The following is a 19,793-nucleotide window of genomic DNA, read 5'->3' as shown; positions in this document are numbered from 1 at the left end:
ATCAGGAGTCGTTCTTCTGATAGATGATCGCTTTGGTGCCGTTCTCACACGAACCCACCACCATGGCGATGTCGTGTTTGGCCGCCTCTTCCTTGCTGACGATTTCCAGCGTGTACGAGGGCACGGCTTTGGCCTGGATCTTGATCTCGATTTCTTTTCTCAGTTCTTCGCAGTCTTTCGGTGCTGCAACTACCGAGGTGGCCAGTGCACTGCAAAGGATCGCCAAGCCAATACGTTTCATGAGTGAAGCTCCCTGAGGCAGCGCGCACGGGCGTGCGCTGAAGCTGCTGTCATGTATTCGACCATATTTTCATAAAACGAGTTCTGACTTCGCTCACAAGATGTGTGGAGGAATTGACGAAATATCAGGTGCCCTGAAAAACCTGTGGGAGCTGGCTTGCCAGCGATGGCGTCGGCACAGCGACCATTGAGGTCGCCAGATACACCGCTATCGCTGGCAAGCCAGCTCCCACAGGGATTATGTTGCTGTGGCTGGATCGCGCGCGATCAACTGACCAACGTCGCCTCAAGGCTGATCTGCGCATTCAGCACTTTCGACACCGGGCACCCTTCCTTGGCCTTTTTGCTCAGCTCATCAAACTGCGCCTGCGTGGCTCCCGGGATTTTCGCCTTGAGGATCAGCTTCACCGCAGTAATCGCGAAACCGCCCTCAACCTGATCGAGGGTCACTTCAGCCTGGGTGTCGATGCTGTCAGCCTTAAGGCCCGCATCGCCGAGAATCATCGAAAACGCCATGGAGAAACAACCGGCATGTGCAGCGCCGATCAGTTCTTCCGGGTTGGTGCCCTTGCCGCCCTCGAAGCGCGCCTTGAAACCGTACGGTGCTTCTCTGAGGACACCGGTTTCAGTGGAGATCGAGCCAATGCCGGTTTTCAGATCGCCTGCCCAATGTGCGGATGCTTTCTTCACGATAGCCATGTCTGCCTCCTCAAGATCTGACGCGGAAACGCCGCGTCGTCGTGGTTTTTGCTTGCAAGGCTTCTGAGGATAGACGTCGGAACAAAGTTCAGCTCGTCTGAATCGTTGACTTTTTTAGTAGGAAATTTCGGCTCCGCTATTGAAACTCGGGTATATGCCCTTATTGCACAAACAAGCTTATGGATTCGGCAGGTATTCGTTTGCAAGAAAAACCTGCCGCCTCACTCGGAGACGCAGGTTTATGAAGCAACTGTCCGACGTAAAATTTTCTACCCTCGATCTGGTGCCGGTGCGCGAAAACGGCAGCCCGGCGCAGGCGCTGCGCAATTCGCTGGACCTGGCGCAGCACGTCGAGAAATTCGGCTACACGCGATTCTGGGTGGCGGAACACCACAACATGGACGGCATCGCCAGCTCGGCAACGTCGGTGCTGCTCGGCTATCTGGCCGGCGGTACGTCGACCATTCGTGTCGGCTCCGGTGGCGTGATGTTGCCCAACCACGCACCGCTGGTGATCGCCGAACAGTTCGGCACGCTGGAAAGCCTGTACCCGGGGCGGATCGATCTGGGTCTGGGCCGTGCGCCCGGTTCCGATCAAATGACCGCGCGTGCGCTGCGCCGTGAACGCTCCGGTAGCGCTGATGATTTCCCTGAAGACGTCGCCGAACTGGTGCGTTTCCTCGGCCCGCGTACCCCGGATCAGCGGGTGATCGCGATGCCGGGCACGGGTACCAATGTGCCGATCTGGTTGCTCGGTTCCAGCCTGTTCAGTGCGCAACTGGCCGGTGAGCGTGGTTTGCCGTACGCCTTCGCCTCGCATTTCGCCCCGCGCTTCATGCACGAGGCGATCCGCGTTTATCGCAATCACTTCAAGCCGTCGGCAGTGCTCGACAAGCCGTACGTGATGCTCGGTGTGCCGTTGGTGGCAGCGGATACCGATGAACAGGCTGATTACCTGGCGACTTCGGTGTACCAGCGCATTCTGGCGTTGATGCGTGGGCAGAGTCTGGTGCAGCGTCCGCCGGTGAAAACCATGGACGGCCTGTGGCTGCCGCATGAGCGTGAGGCGGTGGGTGATTTCCTTGGGCTGGCGATGGTCGGCAGCCCAGCGAAAATCCGCGCGAAGCTGGAGGTGTTGGTCGAGCAAACACAGGCCGATGAGCTGATTTTCACCAGTGATCTCTACGAACACGCCGATCGCGTGCATTCCTACGAACTGCTGGCACAAGTCATGAAGGGATAACGCGCGCCCCCCTGTAGGAGCTGTCGAGTGAAACGAGGCTGCGATCTTTTGATCCAGGTTTTTAGAGCAAGATCAAAAGATCGCAGCGTGCCGCAGCTCCTACATGAGACACAAAAAAGCCGACGCATTGGCGTCGGCTTTTGTATTTCAGGCGCGATCAACCGCGTTTGTAGACGATTTCCTTGGTGCCACCTTCGCAGGTGCCGACCACTTTACCGTCAGCTGCGGCGCCTTTATCGACAACCTCCAGCGAGTAATTGGACGCACCTTTGGCATCAATTTTCGCCGCGATCTCGCTTTTCAGCTCTTCACAAGGCTTACCGGCAGCAAACGCACCACCCGCAAGGCTCAACAAACCTACTGCCAACATGAACTTCTTCATCGGTCGCACTCCCTGGTCGGATTAAAAGAGGCGGGCATCGAGCGTTCACCCGATGCACTCACCCTGTAGCGCTTTGCCATTCCTATGGCACTCGGCCAGCGCGCAAGTTCAGAAGACTAGACCAAACTCAGCTACTGGCAATCTTGAAACCGACTTTCAATGTCACCTGAAAGTGCGCTGCCTTGCCGTCCTTGATGTGACCACGGGTTTCAGTCACTTCAAACCATTCCAGGTTGCGAATGGTCTTGTTGGCTTCAGCAATTGCGTTGTTGATGGCGTCTTCGATGCTGGTGGTGGACGAACCGACCAGCTCGACTTTCTTGTACGTGTGGTGGTCACTCATAACGAACTCCTTGGCGTGTGGAATTGAGACTAGCAGTGAATCTGCACTGTTGATTTCGGTGGCTCTGCGAAGGCGAAGTTCAGATTTTCTGCACTTTCTCAAACCGTTGAAGTCCCAAACAACACACGCCACTCATCACCAATGCAGGAGAGCCACCATGGCCAACACCTCTTTACGTAAAGCCTCGTTGCAAAGCATGGAAGCCGAGATCGAGAGTCTGCTCAAGTCGTTGGAAAGCCTGAAGGACGACGCTTCGGACGAGTCGCGCAAGACCCTCAAGGCGCTGAAAAGCAACGCCGAAAGCGCGCTGAAACATTCGCGTCATCTGCTCAGCGACGCCTATGAAGAAGTCAAAGTAAAGACCCGCGAGACCGGGATCGCCACCCGCGACTACGCGCAGGAACATCCGTGGACGACTGCCGGTGTTGCGGTCGGTGCAATCGGTCTGCTCGCCGCTTACTTGCTGTTCAAGCGCGGCGAGTGATCGCTCTGGCGCAGCTCATTCTTGAGCCATTGCGCCAGTTGCCGAGCGCGTCCGTCTGCGGCGCGCTTGGGTAGCCACAACGCCAGTTGCGCCGGGGTTTCACAGAAACCCCATGGCGCAACCAGGCGACCGGCCTTCAAATCTTCCGTCACCAGCGGCTCCGGCGCGATCGCCACGCCGAGACCAGCGACGGCTGCCTCCAGTAAATAATACAAATGCTCGAAACCTTGCCCGAGCTTCAACGCTTTTGCGTCGAGGTCGCTTTGCTGTGCCCAGCTTGGCCACGCTTGTGGGCGCGAGGTGGTGTGCAGCAGCGGTTCATTGAGCAGGGCCGAGGCTGGCGCGGTTTGCAGACGTTGGTAGCCGCTGAACAATGGGCTCATGACCGGGCCGATACGTTCTGCGGCCAATTCATAAACTTGCATGTCTGCCGGCCATGGCGGTTCGGCGAACAGCAGCAAAGCATCCAGCCCCGGACGCCGAGGATCGAGATCGCCTTCACCCGCTGAAAGATGCAGACGCAAATCCGGCAGATCGGCATTCAATCGTCCCAAACGCGGAATAAACCAGCGCGCCAGCAGACTTCCCGAGCATCCCAACACAAACGGCGCATCGGCGGTACTCTGAGTTAACTCGGCGCAAACACTGCGCAGCCGATCAAAAGCTTCGCCACTGGCATCACGCAAACGCATACCGGCATCTGTGAGTTTCAAGCCGCGACCATCCTTGACGAACAGACTGACGCCGAGGTGCTCTTCCAGCACCTTGAGCTGACGACTGACTGCGCCGTGGGTAACGTGCAGCTGCTCGGCAGCCTGACTGACACTGTTCAGCCGGGCGGTGGCTTCGAACGCGCGCAGGGCGTTCAGCGGGGGAAGGTCATGGCTCATGGTATCTGTGAGTTTTCCTGACAGGTTGTGGCGATCTTATCGGTTTTCAGCCTGGAAGGTCAGGGGTAGAGTGGTCGTCATTGTCTTTTGACCCGAATTCACCTGGAGCAACTCATGACCCAGACTTCGAACACCTCTGATCTGCGCAACGGCCCGGACGATAACGGCCTGTTTGGCTCGTTCGGTGGCCGCTACGTGGCGGAAACCCTGATGCCGTTGATCCTCGACTTGGCCCGCGAATACGAAGCGGCCAAGGAAGATCCGGCCTTCAAAGAAGAATTGGCCTACTTCCAGCGTGACTACGTCGGACGTCCGAGCCCGCTGTATTTCGCTGAACGCCTGACCGAATTCTGCGGCGGCGCGAAGATTTATCTCAAGCGCGAAGAGCTGAACCACACCGGCGCGCACAAGATCAACAACTGCATCGGCCAGATCCTGCTGGCGCGACGCATGGGCAAGAAACGCATCATCGCCGAGACCGGCGCCGGCATGCACGGCGTGGCCACGGCCACCGTCGCCGCCCGTTTCGGTCTGGATTGCGTGATCTACATGGGCACCACTGACATCGAACGTCAGCAGGCCAACGTCTTCCGCATGAAATTACTGGGCGCTGAAGTGATTCCAGTGGTTGCTGGCACCGGCACTCTGAAAGACGCGATGAACGAAGCCCTGCGTGACTGGGTGACCAACGTCGACAACACCTTCTACCTGATCGGCACCGTGGCCGGCCCACATCCATACCCAGCGATGGTTCGCGACTTCCAGGCCGTGATCGGCAAGGAAACCCGCGATCAGTTGCAAGCACAGGAAGGTCGTCTGCCGGACAGCCTGGTGGCGTGCATCGGTGGCGGTTCCAACGCGATGGGCCTGTTCCACCCGTTCCTCGACGACAAGAGCGTTGAGATCATCGGTGTTGAAGCGGCCGGTTACGGCATCGAAACCGGCAAGCACGCGGCGAGCCTGAATGGCGGCGTTCCGGGTGTGTTGCACGGCAACCGTACGTTCCTGTTGCAGGACGACGACGGCCAGATCATCGACGCCCACTCGATTTCCGCCGGCCTCGACTACCCGGGCATCGGCCCGGAACACGCGTGGTTGCATGACATCGGTCGCGTTCAGTACACCTCGGTGACCGACGACGAAGCCCTCGACGCGTTCCACAAATGCTGCCGCCTGGAAGGGATCATTCCTGCACTGGAAAGCGCCCACGCCTTGGCTGAAGTGTTCAAACGCGCACCGAAGCTGCCGAAGGATCACCTGATGGTGGTCAACCTCTCGGGCCGTGGCGACAAAGACATGCAGACCGTCATGCATCACATGGAAAACGCTCAACAAGAGCCATCCAAGCAGGAGAAACACTGATGAGCCGCCTGCAAACCCGTTTTGCCGACCTGAAAGAACAGAACCGTGCCGCGCTGGTGACCTTCGTCACCGCCGGTGATCCGGACTACGACACTTCGCTGGCGATCCTCAAAGGTTTACCGGGTGCCGGCGCCGATGTGATCGAGCTGGGCATGCCGTTCACCGACCCGATGGCCGACGGCCCGGCGATCCAGTTGGCGAACATCCGTGCCTTGGGCGCCAAACAGAATCTGGTGAAAACCCTGCAAATGGTTCGCGAGTTCCGTGAAGGCGACAGCGATACCCCGCTGGTGTTGATGGGTTACTACAATCCGATTCATATGTATGGCGTTGAGCGCTTCATCGCTGACGCGAAAGAGGCCGGTGTCGACGGTCTGATCGTGGTCGACATGCCGCCTGAGCACAATGCCGAGCTGTGTGATCCGGCGCAGGCTGCAGGTCTGGACTTCATCCGTCTGACCACCCCGACCACCGATGATGCGCGTTTGCCTAAAGTGCTCAATGGCAGTTCCGGTTTCGTTTACTACGTGTCGGTGGCTGGTGTGACCGGTGCTGGCGCTGCAACGCTGGAACACGTCGAAGAGGCGGTGACCCGTCTGCGTCGGCATACCGATCTGCCGATCAGCATCGGTTTCGGCATCCGTACCCCGGAGCAAGCGGCGGCCATCGCGCGTCTGGCTGATGGTGTGGTGGTGGGTTCGGCATTGATCGATCACATCGCTAATGCGACCACTCCAGCCCAAGCCGTCGACGGTGTGTTGGGCCTGTGCTCGGCACTCTCCGAAGGCGTGCGTAAGGCCCGCGTCAGCTGAAGGTAAAGTTCCTGATACAGAGGAATTAGCACCTCAAAGTGCAGACTAATCCAGCAAGACCGAGGGCTTCAGAACATCGTTCTGAGGCCCTTTTTGCTGTTTGTGCCGTGAGGAAAGACTCGATGAAAATGCCGAAACGTCTGATGGCCGGACTGGGCGTGCTGATGATCAGCGCGACTCCGCTGCTGGCCAGCGCCGATCAGCGCGATGATCACGACCACGGCGGCCCGCAGCAGGGCCAACACGACAACCGCGGCGACAACCATGGTGATGATCACCACGGCCCGCAGAACAACCACCGTGGTGGCCCGCCACCGCGCGACTTTGGCCCGGTGCGCCAGACCATTCGCGACAATCATGGCTACTTTGTCCGCGGGGCGCCGCCGCCTCCGGGGATTCATCTGGAGCGTGGCCGGCCGTTGCCGCATGGGTATTACGGGGAGCGTCTGGATAATCGCGCGTTGGGTCGCTTGCCGGTGTATCCGGGGTATGAATGGCGCCGGGCGGGGGGCGATATCGTGCTGATCGCGGTGGGTACCGGGATCGTGTACGAAATCCTGGATGGCGTCCTGTATTGATCTGACACACATCACCTGTGGCGAGGGGATTTATCCCCGTTCGGCTGCGCAGCAGTCGCAGTCCAGCGGACGCGGTTTATCTGATTGACCGGGTTCGCTGATTTTGGGGCCGCTTCGCGACCCAACGGGGATGAATCCCCTCGCCACAAGGTATGCAATCAGGCTCAGTTTCAGGGGAGTTCCAGGCCGCCAGAAGCCTTGTGCAATTTGCGCAAATGCGCGCCAATCTGCTTCACATTCTCCTCACTCGCGGCAATCTCGGCAGCGCGCTTCGGCTCCAGCAACTTGCGCACCTCCGCGTCGAGATCCCCCGACAGCACCAGCAACTTCTTCTGCCGCTGGCTGCTTTCATCTTCCAGTCGCTTGAACTCACTCGGCTGTGGCAACCCATAACCACGACTATCAAGAAGCTCTGCCGGACGACTGAGGAATCCACTGTTGGCGAGGATTTCCTGCAACGTCGCGTTGGCCTTGTCCATGCCGCCATTTTCCAGCTCGCGAGCACCGAGGTATCGTTGCTTGACCTCATCCTGAGCCAACAGCAACTGACGTCGATAACTCGCCTGCTCCAGCAACAACAAGGCAGCGCTGGTGCGCAGATCCGCACGCTCGAACCACTCGCGGCGTTCTTCGGCAGTGAGCGACAGCCATTCCTCAACGGTGGTCTGTTTGATCGGCAGTTGTTTCTTCAGCACATCAAACATCGCCTGGTAGCGATCGCGGAACGAGTCGAAGCGATAACCCAGACGCAGCGCTTCTTTCGGATCATCGAGCACGCTGGTATCGGCCAACCCGCGCCCCTTCATCACTTCCAGCAAGCCGTTGGGCATGATGCTGTCCAACCCGACGAACTGGCTGTTGTCACTGCCGCTGCGCAACAGTTTCAGACCCTCTACCGCGCAGTTGTTGGAGAGGAAGAAGTAGTTGCCGTCGTAGCTCCAGTGCATTTCGGCCGCATGCTCGACCACGCCCTCGATCTCTTCCCGTGACAGGTTGATCGGCACGGAGGCGAGGCTGCGCAATTCGGTCTTGGTGTATTCGTCGATCACCTGCGCAAGCGGCAGGACGAACAGCCGTGAAGGGTATTTGCCGACCAGTCCGTCCCAACTCGACAGCTGCACATCGCCGACAAAGGCGCGGTACGACAACACCAGATGTTGATCCAGATCGAGTCGGCAATCCGGGCCACGCGGACGGCCCGGCGCGCAGATCACCAGGCGCAACATGCTGTGGCCCCAGCGGCTGACCCAGTTCTGATTGGCTTCGGCCAACAAGTAATCAACCGCGTAAACCCGCTCCGGATCGACCTGCCCTAAAGGCTGTTTGGCGAAATCGTTACCCGCGTTCAAAAACGCAAAGGTCTTGCTGCAAGTGTCCTTGGCCGGCGGCGCCCAGCCGAAGTGTTGCTGGTAATAGCGATACAGCGCCGGGCGACGGCAGGCGTAGCTCGGGTCGAGAAGGAAATACTCCATGTTGACCGCGACGAACTCTTTCGGGCTGGAAATTTCGTACAGATCCGGGCTGCGGGCGATCTGTCGGTTGTGCTGCTCGCGTTCACCGCGACGGCCGACGTATTGCTGCCAACCGGCGAGGTCGAGCACGCGCGGGTCGTCGCTGAGGGTGAAGCGGCGACCGTTCTGGCCACGGCATTCGTCAGGAATGCCAATCAGCCCGGCACTGTTGAAGCGGCGTGTGCAGCGCTGGATCAGCGTGCGCTCGGCGGCTGGCCACAAGCGCGCGCGGTCATAAATGTGGGTGATTTCGTGCAGCACCGTGGCGAGCAATTCCTGGCGCACTGTGCCGTGGGGGCGATTGGTTTTTTCTTTCGCTGCGCTGCCGTCGGTAAGGCTGGCGAGCAGTTTGCGGTTCAGATCGAGTTCGGCAACCAGCGTGGCCTGGCCGTAGGCATTGGCAGGCATGTCGTCGGTCCAGCCGACATCAATGCGCCGATCCAGCCGCTCGATAAAGCTCGGCGGCAATCTCTGCATGGCCTCATCGATCAACGCCTGACTGGCCTGTTGTTGGGCGGGGCTCAGACCGTCAGTCTTGAGCCGCAATTGCAGGCTGGCGTGGGCGCTGTTGCCAAGCAGCAACAACGCCCCGGCCAGCAGCCAGGCGCCGAGTGACTTCACAGTGCGAGGATGGCTTCGGCGAGGACCTGATCACTGGCGTCGCGCGCTTCCGGGACGCGCGTGCGCAAGGTGTTGAGGGCGGCTTCCAGATGCGCGCCACGGATATCACCGTTGGTGGCGACGAAACTGGCGGCGTCATCGTGCGCTTCACGGATGATCTTCGAGTCGCGAATCGACGTGGTGGTGTCGGAGGTGAAATCGATGGTGCGCTGGGAGGCACGAACGATGATGTTACTGGTGGCTACCAGGGTGTGCGCCTGGGCCACGTCGGCCAACAAAAACAGGCCAAGGGCGGCAGCAATCAGCGGGCTACGCATGGAACGACTCCGAAGGGACAGGTTAACTAAGGGCTAGGTTAACTATTGGACGAGAATTGCTTCTGCCAGTTCAAGATCAGAGACATGAAGTTTCGGCCGTTTTTTACGCAGGTAATTAAGCGCGGATTCCAGCTGCGCCCCACGCAATTGGCCGTCACTGGCCACGAACGCTGCCGCGTCATCGTGAGCGGCGAACAGCAGTTTACGGTCGAAAGGCGCGGAAGACACCATGCTGGTGGCGTAACCACTGACGACAATGCCTTGCGTCGACGCGTTGAAAGCATCATAGGCATCGACCGACGTCGCCCAACAGGCGCTCAGCAAAACGGAAGGGATCAGCAGACTTGGAAGAAAACGCATCGGACTCGGTAACTGTTAGCGAGCCGCAAGGCTAGCGCAATGCCCGGGCCAGAGCCAGTCTCGAAACATCGGGACACGCCCGGCGTGTCCCGTAATGCCTTGCAGCGATTAGATCGTCAGGATGGCCTGAGCCAGCTCCGCGTCAGTCGCGTTCAGTTGTGGAGCCTGGTGGCGAATGTGATCCAGCGCGCTTTCCAGTTTCACGCCACGGATGTCGCCTTGGGTGGCGACGAAGCTGGCCGCGTCATCACGGGCAGCGAGGACGATTTTGTCGTCACGGAACGACGAGGTCACGTCGGAAGTGGCATCGGAGGAAGATTTCAGCGCACCCACGACGGCGTCGGTGGTAACGATGAAGCTGGTGGCGCTGGCGTTGGCAGCCACGGCCAGCAGGGCGGCAGCGCTGAGCAGACGAAGACGGGACATAGGGTAACTCCTGTGAATAAACCGTATTGAGAGGTGGCTCGGTATCTGAGGAGTCAGACGCCTGTTGCGCATCATTCGCCACGTTCTGTGTGGATATTAGGCGCAGATCCGTTCGCCAAACCAGCATCCAGACGAAAAACCGTAGGAGCTGCCGAAGGCTGCGATCTTTTGCTTTGGATTTTCAAGATCAAAAGATCGCAGCCTTCGGCAGCTCCTACAATTGTAGTGGTCTTATTTCAAATTATGTGAACTGTACTGGTATTGCTTTTCAAGAGCTAAAACGACAAAACCCGTCGCGGTTTCCCACGACGGGTTTTGCTTGTTCAATTCGGGTTGCTGGCGGTGGGTCTAACGACCAGAGCCAGCGACGCTGCTTAGCGCCAGAACGGCTTGCTCAGCTCTTCGTAGCGTTGTGCTTCGCTGATACCGGCGTCAGCCAGCAGACGCGAATCCAGACGGGCCAACTGGTGGCGGCTGGAGATGCGGCGCTGCCACAACATCAGGTTGGCGAGAACGCGCAGAGGCAGGGAAGCCTGGGTGTTTACAGCTTTGTCTTCGAAGAACAGTTCGGAACTGAGTGTACGTTCCATGGTTGACATCCTTCCGCTTGTGGCGGGATCAGGTAGTGGTTTGACTGGTGCCCATGATCCTCTCGTTTGCCTAGTCCCTCTAGATACAGTTCAACAGTATTGTGAGTGACCAGTTAACTGTTTATACGCGGTGTACGGGTCAAAATTGAGCAAACTGTACCTATGCGCACTTAAGTGGTGCATTTTTGCTTATTTCGGCAGGAAAGGTAGGCAAATGCCGTAGGAAATGACCAGTACAGCAGTACAGTTTTTGTCGGTCGCATGACTTGCGGAAGTTCGCTGACGCAAACTGTGTTTGCATCAGCGGTTTATCTGTGTGAATTACACGGCCAGCATGCGCCCGGTTTCTTCCAGATTCATGTGCCAGCTCAGCGCTTCACGCAGGATGTGCGGCGTGTGGCCGCCGATAGCACAGGCTGCCGTGAAGTAATCGTTCAGTGCCTGGCGGAAGTCCGGGTGCACACAGTTATCAATGATCACCCGCGCACGTTCCCGTGGCGCCAGGCCACGCAGGTCAGCCAGACCGACTTCGGTCACCAGAATGTCGACGTCATGCTCGGTGTGGTCAACGTGGCTGACCATCGGCACCACGCTGGAAATCGCGCCGCCCTTGGCGATCGATTTAGTTACGAACACCGCCAGATGCGCGTTGCGCGCGAAATCACCCGAGCCACCGATACCGTTCATCATCCGCGTACCGCAGACGTGGGTCGAATTGACGTTGCCGTAGATGTCGAACTCCAGCGCCGTGTTGATGCCGATGATGCCCAGGCGACGCACCACTTCCGGGTGGTTGGAGATCTCCTGCGGACGCAGCACCAATTTGTCTTTGTACTTCTCCAGATTGCCGAACACGTCACTGTTGCGGCGCTCCGACAAGGTGATCGAACTGCCCGAAGCAAAGCTCAGCTTGCCGGCATCGATCAGATCGAAGGTCGAATCCTGCAACACTTCGGAGTACATGGTCAGGTCTTCGAACGGCGAATCGATCAGGCCACACATCACCGCGTTGGCAATGTTGCCGATACCGGCCTGCAACGGGCCGAGCTTGTTGGTCATGCGCCCGGCGTCGACTTCCTGTTTGAAGAAGGTGATCAGGTGCTCGGCGATGGCGTTGGTATCGACGTCCGGCGTCGACACGGTGGACGGCGAATCCGACTGCTGGGTAATAACGATGGCGACAATCTTCTCCGGCGGAATCGGAATTGCGGTGCTACCGATGCGGTCGTCGACTTTTACCAGCGGGATCGGCGTGCGCGTCGGACGGTAGGTCGGGATATAAATGTCATGCAGGCCTTCGAGGTTGGCGTTGTGCGCCAGGTTGATCTCGACGATCACCTGTTTGGCGAAAATCGCGAAGCTCGCCGAGTTGCCCACCGAGGTGGTCGGCACGATGTGGCCTTGTTCGGTGATGGCCACGGCTTCAATGACCGCGATGTCCGGCAGCTTTAGTTGCTGATTGCGCAGTTGCTCAACGGTTTCCGACAAATGCTGGTCGATGAACATCACCTGGCCGGCGTTGATCGCCTTGCGCAAGGTGCTGTCGACCTGGAACGGCATGCGTCGCGACAGTACGCCGGCTTCGGTCAGTTGCTTGTCGAGGTCGTTGCCCAGGCTGGCACCGGTCATCAGGCTGATCTTCAGCGGCGTGACCTTGGCCCGCTCGGCCAGTGCGTGAGGGACGGCTTTGGCTTCGCCGGCACGGGTGAAACCGCTCATGCCAACGGTCATGCCGTCCTCAATCAGAGCGGCTGCGTCGGCGGCGCTCATCACTTTATCCAACAACGAAGGCAGGCGAATACGGTCACGGTACATGGATTATTATCTCGGGAAGCGAGTAGCAGGATGCGCAGTCTAGTGAATTTGACGGGCGCCTGTCCCGCTACCAAGGTCGCAAACGAGGCGTCTATTTAGCGGGTTTCAAGTAAAACACCGTTACCGGATCTGCAACAACGCGGCATATTGTCCGACTGTTTGCGCAAACAAAAACGCCCCGACAAGTCGGGGCGTTCGGTGTTGCAGCGGGGAATTATTCGACCGCTTTAACCATGTCTTCGATGACTTTCTTCGCGTCGCCGAACACCATCATGGTCTTGTCCAGATAGAACAGCTCGTTGTCCAGGCCGGCATAGCCGCTGGCCATCGAGCGCTTGTTGACGATGATGGTCTTGGCCTTGAACGCTTCGAGAATCGGCATGCCGGCAATCGGTGACTTCGGATCGTTCTTCGCCGCCGGGTTGACCACGTCGTTCGCGCCCAGCACCAGCACCACGTCGGCCTGGCCGAACTCGGAGTTGATGTCTTCCATCTCGAACACCTGATCGTAAGGCACTTCGGCCTCGGCGAGCAGAACGTTCATGTGCCCCGGCATACGGCCGGCAACCGGATGGATCGCGTACTTCACGGTCACACCACGGTGAGTCAGCTTCTCGGTCAATTCCTTCAGCGCATGCTGCGCACGCGCTACTGCCAAGCCGTAACCCGGCACGATGATCACGGTGTCGGCGTTGGTCAGCAGGAAGGTCGCGTCGTCAGCCGAGCCGGATTTCACCGGACGTGCTTCTTTCGCACCGGCAGGGCCTGCATCGGCCGTGTTGCCGAAACCGCCGAGCAGTACATTAAAGAAGGAACGGTTCATCGCCTTGCACATGATGTACGAGAGGATCGCACCGCTCGAACCCACCAGCGAACCGGCAATGATCAGCATCGAGTTGTTCAGCGAGAAGCCGATTCCCGCCGCCGCCCAGCCCGAATAGCTATTGAGCATCGACACCACCACCGGCATGTCGGCGCCGCCAATCGGGATGATGATCAGCACGCCCATCACGAACGCCAGCGCCAGCATCAGCGCGAACGCGGTGAGGTTGCCGGTGAACATGAAGGTCAGGCCGAGTGCCAGTGTAGCCAGACCCAGCACGGCATTCAGCTTGTGCTGACCGGTGAACTGTACCGGTGCGCCCTGGAACAGACGGAACTTGTATTTGCCCGACAGCTTGCCGAAGGCAATCACCGAACCGGAGAAAGTAATCGCACCGATGGCAGCGCCGAGGAACAACTCCAGGCGGTTGCCCGCCGGGATCGAGTCGCCCAGCTGTTTAACGATGCCCAGCGATTGCGGCTCAACCACCGCAGCGATCGCGATGAACACTGCCGCGAGGCCGATCATGCTGTGCATGAAGGCGACCAGTTCCGGCATCTTGGTCATTTCAACGCGCTTGGCCATGATCGAACCGGCCGTGCCGCCGACCAACAGGCCAACGATGACGTAGCCGATACCGGCAGTGGCCAGCTCAGCGCCCAACTTATAGATGAGGCCGACAGTGGTCAGGATGGCCAACGCCATGCCGAGCATGCCGAACAGGTTGCCGCGCCGCGAAGTAGTCGGGTGCGACAGGCCTTTGAGGGCCTGGATAAAGCAGATCGACGCGATCAGGTAGAGCGTCGTGACGAGATTCATGCTCATTACTTCGGCGCCTCTTCTTTTACTTTCGGGGCTTTCTTCTTGAACATCTCAAGCATGCGGCGGGTGACCAGGAAGCCACCGAACACGTTGACCGCGGCCAGTGCCACGGCGAGGGTGCCCATGGTTTTGCCCAGCGGCGTAACGGTCAGTGCGGCCGCGAGCATGGCGCCGACGATCACGATCGCCGAGATGGCGTTGGTCACTGCCATCAATGGCGTGTGCAGCGCAGGTGTAACGTTCCAGACCACGTGGTAACCGACATAAATCGCCAGCACGAAGATGATCAGGTTGTAGATACCGGGGGAGATAAGCTCTTCCATCGTCTGAATCCCTGCTTAGGCGTTTTTGCGGATGACTTGGCCGTCGCGGCACATCAGGCACGCGGCGACGATGTCGTCTTCGAGGTTGACGTCGAACTGACCTTCTTTGGTGAAGACCAGCTTGAGGAAGTCCAGCAGGTTGCGTGCGTACAGCGCCGAAGCGTCTGCAGCGACTTCGCCGGCCAGATTGGTCGGGCCACAAATGGTCACGCCATTTTCGACCACGACCTGATCAGCCACGGTCAGCGGGCAGTTGCCGCCCTGAGCAGCTGCGAGGTCGATGACCACCGAACCCGGTTTCATCTGCGCCACGGTGTCCGCGCTCAACAGCGTCGGTGCCTTGCGGCCCGGAATCAGCGCGGTGGTGATGACGATGTCAGCTTGCTTGGCGCGCTCGTGCACGGCCTGCGCCTGACGCTGCATCCAGCTCGCCGGCATTGGCCGCGCGTAACCGCCGACACCGACGGCGCATTCGCGCTCTTCATCGGTCTCGTAAGGTACGTCGACGAACTTAGCGCCGAGGGATTCGATCTGCTCTTTCACCGCCGGACGCACGTCGGACGCTTCGATCACCGCACCCAGACGTTTCGCCGTAGCAATCGCCTGCAACCCGGCCACGCCGGCGCCGAGAATCAGCACGCGCGCCGCTTTCACGGTGCCCGCAGCCGTCATCAGCATTGGCATGAAGCGCGGATAGTGGTGAGCGGCCAGCAACACAGCCTTATAGCCGGCAATGTTCGCCTGCGACGACAACACATCGAGACTCTGCGCTCGCGAGGTGCGCGGCGCCGCTTCGAGGGCGAACGCGGTAATGCCGCACTCGGCCATCTTCGCGATGGTTTCGTTGTTGAACGGGTTGAGCATGCCGACCAACACCGTACCGCGCTTGATCAGCGTGAGTTCGGCATCGCTTGGCGCGACCACTTTGAGAATCAGCTCGGCGCCAAACGCGTCATTGGCACTGCCAATGGTTGCGCCTGCCGCTTCATAGGCACTGTCGACCACACTGGCGTTAACGCCGGCGCCGGTTTGCACAGTGACCTTATGACCTTGGCCGATCAGCTTTTTAATGGTTTCCGGGGTTGCAGCAACCCGTGTTTCACCGGTCTGGGTTTCGAGAGGAACACCAATGTGCACGTCAAATCTCCTGCGTGATCTTATTGAGTAAACCCATGCACTACGGATGGTGCGACTGGGGCGGCCGATCAGCACGATCCCGCCAAATCAGGGCGGGGCGCGGCATTTTGCAGGCGAACTTTATGCCCTTCAAGGGATTATGACGGGTGACGGAAAATTAACTACAAGTCATGCCGTGACCGAATGTCGCACATGCCCTGTCGAATCCCTTACAGGCCGTGCCCTGCAAGGATTCTGGCGCAATATGGAAAAATTTCTCATCGGTGACGTGAATAGACCGCAATACGTCGTGAATGGAGGCTCAAAGCCACGTCTTCAGGCGCTTGTAGGACGTCTGTACGACTTTCGGATACAGTCTGCGCATATGCGACAAATACTTATATCTGTAGGGCTTTGGTTTTTCTGACTACGAGGTCAATAATCGCTGAAAGCCTTCACCCTTCTAGGCTGTAGCTCTGTGCCTGATTTACCAGCCAGTCGCGAAATGCCTTTAAAGACGCCGATTCGACCTTTCGTTCGGGAATCATCAGGTAATAGGCCTTGATGCTGGCGAGTGCCTGCGGGTTGGCAATCACCAGGCGGTTCTCAGCCAACTCGCGCTGAATCAGGAACGGTGGAATCAGCGCGATCCCCATGTCGTGCATGGCCGCTTGGGCGAGCATGGAGAATAGCTCGTAGCGCGGGCCTGTCATGTCGCGGGGGATATTCAGGTGTTGCGAGTTGAACCACTGTCGCCAGGCGTAAGGGCGGGTGGTCTGTTGCAGTAGCGGTAGCTCGGCAATCTCGTCGGCGGTCAGAAGCGTCTTGTTGCCGAGTAGGGCGGGGCTGCACACCGGCATCGGATTTTCGCCCATCAGCCTGTGGGATTCGGTACCAGACCAGTCGGCATCGCCGAAGTAGATCGCGGCATCGAATTCAGTGTCGGCAAACAGGAAGGGCCGGGTGCGGTTGGTCAGGTTGACCGTGACTTCCGGGTGCTTGAGCTGGAAATCCTTGAGGCGCGGCAGCAGCCATTGCGTACCGAAGGTTGGCACCACCGCCAACTCGATCACATTGGTGCCTTGCTGGCCCATCACCGACAACGTGTCGCGCTCCACTGCATCCAGTTGCGTGGCGACCCGGCGACTGTAGGAAAGTCCCGCTTCGGTCAGCTTCACCCCGCGTCGCGAGCGTCGGAACAGTTCCACACTGAGGAACTCCTCAAGGCTGGCGATTTGTCGGCAAATGGCGCCCTGGGTGAGGGAAAGTTCTTCGGCGGCGCGGGTAAAGCTCTCGTGGCGTGCAGCGGCTTCAAAGCTGATCAGGGCGGTGGTGCTGGGGATCTTCCTGCGCATGTACGTCAACCTCACTAATGCGCCGCATAAAAGGCATTTCGCGACGTTTCGGAGTGAGAAATTAGCACAACAGAATGCGAAATCCTCGTTTGCCGCGACGACGAACCACGCCTAGGATCAATGCCACGTTAATTCACCCGATTTGCGAGGACACACTCATGGGCGGTAAAGCTAGCTTCAACTGGATCGATCCCCTGCTGCTGGATCAACAGCTCACCGAAGAAGAGCGCATGATCCGCGACACCGCCGAGCAGTTCGCTCAGCAGAAGCTCGCGCCGCGTGTTCTTGAAGCTTTCCGTCATGAGAAGACTGATCCGGCGATCTTTCGCGAAATGGGCGAAGTCGGCCTGTTGGGCGCGACCATCCCTGAGCAATACGGTGGCAGCGGCCTCAACTACGTGAGCTACGGCCTGATTGCTCGCGAAGTGGAGCGGGTCGACTCCGGCTATCGCTCGATGATGAGCGTGCAATCGTCGCTGGTAATGGTACCGATCAACGAATTCGGCACCGAAGCACAGAAACAGAAATACCTGCCGAAACTGGCTTCCGGCGAGTGGATCGGCTGCTTCGGTCTGACCGAGCCAAACCACGGTTCCGACCCGGGCGCGATGATTACCCGGGCCCGCAAAGTCGACGGTGGATACAGCCTGACCGGCGCGAAGATGTGGATCACTAACAGCCCGATCGCCGACGTGTTCGTAGTCTGGGGTAAGGACGATGCCGGCGACATTCGTGGCTTCGTCCTGGAGAAGGGCTGGAAAGGCCTGAGCGCTCCGGCGATTCACGGCAAGGTCGGCCTGCGTGCGTCGATCACCGGCGAGATCGTTATGGACAACGTGTTCGTGCCGGAAGAGAACATCTTCCCGGACGTGCGCGGTCTGAAAGGCCCGTTCACTTGCCTCAACTCTGCGCGCTACGGCATTTCCTGGGGTGCACTGGGCGCTGCCGAGTTCTGCTGGCACACCGCCCGCCAGTACACGCTGGATCGCCAACAGTTCGGTCGCCCATTGGCCGCTACTCAGCTGATCCAGAAGAAACTGGCCGACATGCAGACCGAGATCACGTTGGCGCTGCAAGGCTGCCTGCGCCTGGGTCGCATGAAGGACGAAGGTACCGCTGCGGTCGAAATCACTTCGATCATGAAGCGCAACTCCTGCGGCAAGTCGCTGGACATCGCCCGTATGGCGCGCGACATGCTCGGCGGCAACGGTATCTCCGACGAATTCGGCGTGGCGCGTCACCTGGTCAACCTGGAAGTGGTGAATACCTATGAAGGTACTCATGACGTTCACGCACTGATCCTTGGGCGTGCGCAAACCGGTCTGCAGGCGTTCTATTAATAGGAGAGCGACCATGGGCGCGCTGTCGCATCTGCGGGTACTGGATTTATCGCGCGTGTTGGCCGGGCCGTGGGCCGGGCAGATCCTCGCCGACCTTGGCGCCGAGGTGATCAAGGTTGAGCGCCCGGGTAATGGTGACGACACGCGCGCTTGGGGGCCGCCCTTCCTTAAAGACGCTTATGGCGAGAACACCTCGGAAGCGGCTTATTACCTGTCGGCCAACCGCAACAAGCAATCGGTGACCATCGACTTCACCCGCCCCGAGGGTCAGAAGCTGGTGCGCGAGTTGGCGGCGAAGTCGGACATCCTCATCGAGAACTTCAAGGTCGGTGGTCTGGCGGCTTATGGGCTGGACTATGGGTCGCTGAAGGCGATCAATCCGAACCTGATCTATTGCTCGATTACCGGGTTCGGCCAGACCGGGCCTTATGCCAAGCGTGCTGGCTATGACTTCATGATTCAGGGGCTGGGCGGGCTGATGAGTCTGACCGGTCGTCCCGAGGGTGATGAAGGTGCCGGGCCTGTGAAGGTCGGTGTGGCACTGACGGATATCCTTACGGGGCTTTATTCGACTGTCGGGATACTGGCGGCGTTGGCTCATCGCGATCACGACGGGGGTGGTCAGCACATCGATATGGCGTTGCTGGATGTGCAGGTTGCGTGTCTGGCGAACCAGGCGATGAATTACCTGACGACGGGCAACGCGCCGAAGCGTCTGGGCAATGCGCATCCGAACATCGTGCCTTATCAGGACTTTCCTACAGCTGACGGCGATTTCATTCTTACCGTGGGTAATGACGGGCAATTCCGCAAGTTTGCCGAAGTGGCCGGGCAGCCGCAGTGGGCTGACGATCCGCGGTTTGCTACTAATAAGCTGCGAGTAGCGAATCGGACGGTGTTAATTCCGCTGATTCGCCAGGCGACGGTGTTCAAGACGACTGCCGAGTGGGTTGCCGAGCTGGAGCAGGCGGGCGTACCTTGTGGGCCGATCAATGATCTGTCGCAGGTGTTTGAAGATCCGCAGGTGAAGGCCCGTGGCCTGGCGATAGAGTTGCCACATGCGTTGGCGGGAATGGTGCCGCAGGTGGCCAGCCCGATTCGTATGTCGCAGACACCGGTTGAGTATCGTCGTGCCCCGCCTTTGTTGGGTGAGCATACGCTGGAGGTTCTGCAGGGTGTGCTGGGCTTGGGCGCGGGTGCGGTGGCTGAGCTGAAGGCGGCTGGGGTGCTCTGAAGATCCCTTCTATATATAGGAACCACGTTTGCTGCCTATATATGGGTGCATTTGGTCGTTATTTAACCAATCTGCAAGTGATTGAAAGAAAAGCGAAATTAACGGTT

Annotated in this window: 22 protein-coding genes; 7 read left to right on the top strand and 15 right to left on the bottom strand. The window is 58.9% G+C overall.

All coding sequences use genetic code 11. The features are described 5' to 3' along the window. Position 1: 1 nt before the first annotated feature. Together PMI37_RS12245 and PMI37_RS12240 are read right to left on the bottom strand one after the other, a co-directional pair. On the bottom strand, positions 2-241 hold the full coding sequence (locus PMI37_RS12245) for a DUF1161 domain-containing protein (RefSeq protein ID WP_008081158.1): 240 nt from the start codon (positions 239-241) through the stop codon (positions 2-4). Between the two features lie 266 nt (positions 242-507). Then, a complete protein-coding gene (locus tag PMI37_RS12240) occupies positions 508-939 on the bottom strand; it encodes an OsmC family protein (RefSeq protein ID WP_008081156.1) in 432 nt (143 codons plus the stop codon). Between the two features lie 241 nt (positions 940-1,180). On the opposite strand from PMI37_RS12240, the gene PMI37_RS12235 reads away from it, so the two are divergent. Then, entirely contained in the window at positions 1,181-2,182 is a 1,002-nt protein-coding gene (locus PMI37_RS12235; RefSeq protein ID WP_008081155.1) for an LLM class flavin-dependent oxidoreductase, read from the top strand. A gap of 157 nt (positions 2,183-2,339) precedes the next feature. On the opposite strand, the gene PMI37_RS12230 is transcribed toward PMI37_RS12235, so the two are convergent. Then, positions 2,340-2,564, bottom strand: a complete 225-nt coding sequence (locus tag PMI37_RS12230; RefSeq protein ID WP_008081153.1) for a DUF1161 domain-containing protein — start codon at positions 2,562-2,564, stop codon at positions 2,340-2,342. A gap of 127 nt (positions 2,565-2,691) precedes the next feature. Then, the gene (locus PMI37_RS12225; RefSeq protein WP_008081151.1) at positions 2,692-2,907 is read right to left on the bottom strand and encodes a dodecin; all 216 of its coding nucleotides are present in this window, start codon (positions 2,905-2,907) and stop codon (positions 2,692-2,694) included. A 157-nt stretch (positions 2,908-3,064) separates the two neighbouring features. Here PMI37_RS12225 and PMI37_RS12220 point away from each other — a divergent pair, with 157 nt between their 5' ends. Further along, on the top strand, positions 3,065-3,391 hold the full coding sequence (locus PMI37_RS12220; RefSeq protein ID WP_007911686.1) for a DUF883 family protein: 327 nt from the start codon (positions 3,065-3,067) through the stop codon (positions 3,389-3,391). Here PMI37_RS12220 and PMI37_RS12215 read toward each other — a convergent pair. Next, positions 3,364-4,281 carry a LysR family transcriptional regulator gene (locus PMI37_RS12215; RefSeq protein ID WP_008081149.1) on the bottom strand — a complete coding sequence of 306 codons (918 nt, stop codon included), beginning with the start codon at positions 4,279-4,281 and terminating at the stop codon, positions 3,364-3,366. The genes PMI37_RS12220 and PMI37_RS12215 overlap by 28 nt on opposite strands. Before the next feature lie 114 nt (positions 4,282-4,395). Between PMI37_RS12215 and trpB the strand changes: the two genes are divergently transcribed. From trpB to PMI37_RS12200, 3 genes are all read left to right on the top strand, one after another. After that, positions 4,396-5,643 carry a tryptophan synthase subunit beta gene (gene trpB / locus PMI37_RS12210; RefSeq protein ID WP_008081147.1) on the top strand — a complete coding sequence of 416 codons (1,248 nt, stop codon included), beginning with the start codon at positions 4,396-4,398 and terminating at the stop codon, positions 5,641-5,643. Further along, a complete protein-coding gene (gene trpA, locus PMI37_RS12205) occupies positions 5,643-6,455 on the top strand; it encodes a tryptophan synthase subunit alpha (RefSeq protein WP_008081145.1) in 813 nt (270 codons plus the stop codon). The genes trpB and trpA overlap by 1 nt, the downstream gene beginning before the upstream one ends. A gap of 122 nt (positions 6,456-6,577) precedes the next feature. After that, a complete protein-coding gene (locus tag PMI37_RS12200) occupies positions 6,578-7,033 on the top strand; it encodes an anti-virulence regulator CigR family protein (protein ID WP_008081143.1) in 456 nt (151 codons plus the stop codon). A gap of 170 nt (positions 7,034-7,203) precedes the next feature. Here PMI37_RS12200 and PMI37_RS12195 read toward each other — a convergent pair whose 3' ends face one another. From PMI37_RS12195 to PMI37_RS12150, 10 genes are all read right to left on the bottom strand, one after another. Then, positions 7,204-9,165: a DUF7844 domain-containing protein gene (locus PMI37_RS12195; protein ID WP_008081141.1), complete on the bottom strand. Its 1,962-nt coding sequence runs from the start codon at positions 9,163-9,165 to the stop codon at positions 7,204-7,206. Then, the gene (locus PMI37_RS12190) at positions 9,162-9,482 is read right to left on the bottom strand and encodes a DUF2388 domain-containing protein (protein ID WP_007911662.1); all 321 of its coding nucleotides are present in this window, start codon (positions 9,480-9,482) and stop codon (positions 9,162-9,164) included. Before PMI37_RS12190 ends, PMI37_RS12195 begins: the two co-directional genes overlap by 4 nt. Before the next feature lie 42 nt (positions 9,483-9,524). Beyond that, entirely contained in the window at positions 9,525-9,842 is a 318-nt protein-coding gene (locus PMI37_RS12185; RefSeq protein ID WP_008081138.1) for a DUF2388 domain-containing protein, read from the bottom strand. Positions 9,843-9,950: 108 nt separating this feature from the next. Next, positions 9,951-10,268, bottom strand: a complete 318-nt coding sequence (locus PMI37_RS12180; RefSeq protein WP_008081137.1) for a DUF2388 domain-containing protein — start codon at positions 10,266-10,268, stop codon at positions 9,951-9,953. Between the two features lie 374 nt (positions 10,269-10,642). Beyond that, positions 10,643-10,858, bottom strand: a complete 216-nt coding sequence (locus PMI37_RS12175; RefSeq protein ID WP_008081135.1) for a DUF1127 domain-containing protein — start codon at positions 10,856-10,858, stop codon at positions 10,643-10,645. 321 nt (positions 10,859-11,179) lie between these two features. Then, positions 11,180-12,673, bottom strand: a complete 1,494-nt coding sequence (locus tag PMI37_RS12170) for an acetyl-CoA hydrolase/transferase family protein (protein WP_008081132.1) — start codon at positions 12,671-12,673, stop codon at positions 11,180-11,182. Positions 12,674-12,887: 214 nt separating this feature from the next. Further along, entirely contained in the window at positions 12,888-14,321 is a 1,434-nt protein-coding gene (locus tag PMI37_RS12165) for an NAD(P)(+) transhydrogenase (Re/Si-specific) subunit beta (RefSeq protein ID WP_008081130.1), read from the bottom strand. Further along, positions 14,321-14,641, bottom strand: a complete 321-nt coding sequence (locus tag PMI37_RS12160; protein ID WP_003187417.1) for an NAD(P) transhydrogenase subunit alpha — start codon at positions 14,639-14,641, stop codon at positions 14,321-14,323. Before PMI37_RS12160 ends, PMI37_RS12165 begins: the two co-directional genes overlap by 1 nt. Positions 14,642-14,656: 15 nt before the next feature. Further along, positions 14,657-15,778, bottom strand: coding sequence for a Re/Si-specific NAD(P)(+) transhydrogenase subunit alpha (locus tag PMI37_RS12155; RefSeq protein ID WP_008081127.1), 1,122 nt, complete (start codon positions 15,776-15,778; stop codon positions 14,657-14,659). A 434-nt stretch (positions 15,779-16,212) separates the two neighbouring features. Next, positions 16,213-17,112: a LysR family transcriptional regulator gene (locus PMI37_RS12150; RefSeq protein WP_008081126.1), complete on the bottom strand. Its 900-nt coding sequence runs from the start codon at positions 17,110-17,112 to the stop codon at positions 16,213-16,215. A 158-nt stretch (positions 17,113-17,270) separates the two neighbouring features. Between PMI37_RS12150 and PMI37_RS12145 the strand changes: the two genes are divergently transcribed. Both PMI37_RS12145 and PMI37_RS12140 read left to right on the top strand, forming a co-directional pair. Continuing rightward, a complete protein-coding gene (locus PMI37_RS12145) occupies positions 17,271-18,452 on the top strand; it encodes an acyl-CoA dehydrogenase (protein ID WP_008081123.1) in 1,182 nt (393 codons plus the stop codon). 13 nt (positions 18,453-18,465) lie between these two features. Further along, positions 18,466-19,686: a CaiB/BaiF CoA transferase family protein gene (locus PMI37_RS12140; RefSeq protein ID WP_008081120.1), complete on the top strand. Its 1,221-nt coding sequence runs from the start codon at positions 18,466-18,468 to the stop codon at positions 19,684-19,686. The last annotated feature ends 107 nt before the right edge of the window (positions 19,687-19,793 follow it).

The sequence above is a fragment of the Pseudomonas sp. GM80 genome, from assembly GCF_000282515.1.
In the GTDB taxonomy this organism is placed as follows: domain Bacteria; phylum Pseudomonadota; class Gammaproteobacteria; order Pseudomonadales; family Pseudomonadaceae; genus Aquipseudomonas.
The sequence above is the reverse complement of the archived record's forward strand: the minus strand, read 5'-3'. Positions and strand labels throughout refer to the sequence as shown.

Excerpts from the sequence above, each read along its gene's own strand:
- PMI37_RS12245 (WP_008081158.1), bottom strand. The coding sequence starts at position 241 with ATGAAACGTATTGGCTTGGCGATCCTTTGCAGTGCACTGGCCACCTCG.
- PMI37_RS12240 (WP_008081156.1), bottom strand. The coding sequence starts at position 939 with ATGGCTATCGTGAAGAAAGCATCCGCACATTGGGCAGGCGATCTGAAA.
- PMI37_RS12235 (WP_008081155.1), top strand. The coding sequence starts at position 1,181 with ATGAAGCAACTGTCCGACGTAAAATTTTCTACCCTCGATCTGGTGCCG.
- PMI37_RS12230 (WP_008081153.1), bottom strand. The coding sequence starts at position 2,564 with ATGAAGAAGTTCATGTTGGCAGTAGGTTTGTTGAGCCTTGCGGGTGGT.
- PMI37_RS12225 (WP_008081151.1), bottom strand. The coding sequence starts at position 2,907 with ATGAGTGACCACCACACGTACAAGAAAGTCGAGCTGGTCGGTTCGTCC.
- PMI37_RS12220 (WP_007911686.1), top strand. The coding sequence starts at position 3,065 with ATGGCCAACACCTCTTTACGTAAAGCCTCGTTGCAAAGCATGGAAGCC.
- PMI37_RS12215 (WP_008081149.1), bottom strand. The coding sequence starts at position 4,281 with ATGAGCCATGACCTTCCCCCGCTGAACGCCCTGCGCGCGTTCGAAGCC.
- trpB (WP_008081147.1), top strand. The coding sequence starts at position 4,396 with ATGACCCAGACTTCGAACACCTCTGATCTGCGCAACGGCCCGGACGAT.
- trpA (WP_008081145.1), top strand. The coding sequence starts at position 5,643 with ATGAGCCGCCTGCAAACCCGTTTTGCCGACCTGAAAGAACAGAACCGT.
- PMI37_RS12200 (WP_008081143.1), top strand. The coding sequence starts at position 6,578 with ATGAAAATGCCGAAACGTCTGATGGCCGGACTGGGCGTGCTGATGATC.
- PMI37_RS12190 (WP_007911662.1), bottom strand. The coding sequence starts at position 9,482 with ATGCGTAGCCCGCTGATTGCTGCCGCCCTTGGCCTGTTTTTGTTGGCC.
- PMI37_RS12185 (WP_008081138.1), bottom strand. The coding sequence starts at position 9,842 with ATGCGTTTTCTTCCAAGTCTGCTGATCCCTTCCGTTTTGCTGAGCGCC.
- PMI37_RS12180 (WP_008081137.1), bottom strand. The coding sequence starts at position 10,268 with ATGTCCCGTCTTCGTCTGCTCAGCGCTGCCGCCCTGCTGGCCGTGGCT.
- PMI37_RS12175 (WP_008081135.1), bottom strand. The coding sequence starts at position 10,858 with ATGGAACGTACACTCAGTTCCGAACTGTTCTTCGAAGACAAAGCTGTA.
- PMI37_RS12170 (WP_008081132.1), bottom strand. The coding sequence starts at position 12,673 with ATGTACCGTGACCGTATTCGCCTGCCTTCGTTGTTGGATAAAGTGATG.
- PMI37_RS12165 (WP_008081130.1), bottom strand. The coding sequence starts at position 14,321 with ATGAGCATGAATCTCGTCACGACGCTCTACCTGATCGCGTCGATCTGC.
- PMI37_RS12160 (WP_003187417.1), bottom strand. The coding sequence starts at position 14,641 with ATGGAAGAGCTTATCTCCCCCGGTATCTACAACCTGATCATCTTCGTG.
- PMI37_RS12150 (WP_008081126.1), bottom strand. The coding sequence starts at position 17,112 with ATGCGCAGGAAGATCCCCAGCACCACCGCCCTGATCAGCTTTGAAGCC.
- PMI37_RS12145 (WP_008081123.1), top strand. The coding sequence starts at position 17,271 with ATGGGCGGTAAAGCTAGCTTCAACTGGATCGATCCCCTGCTGCTGGAT.
- PMI37_RS12140 (WP_008081120.1), top strand. The coding sequence starts at position 18,466 with ATGGGCGCGCTGTCGCATCTGCGGGTACTGGATTTATCGCGCGTGTTG.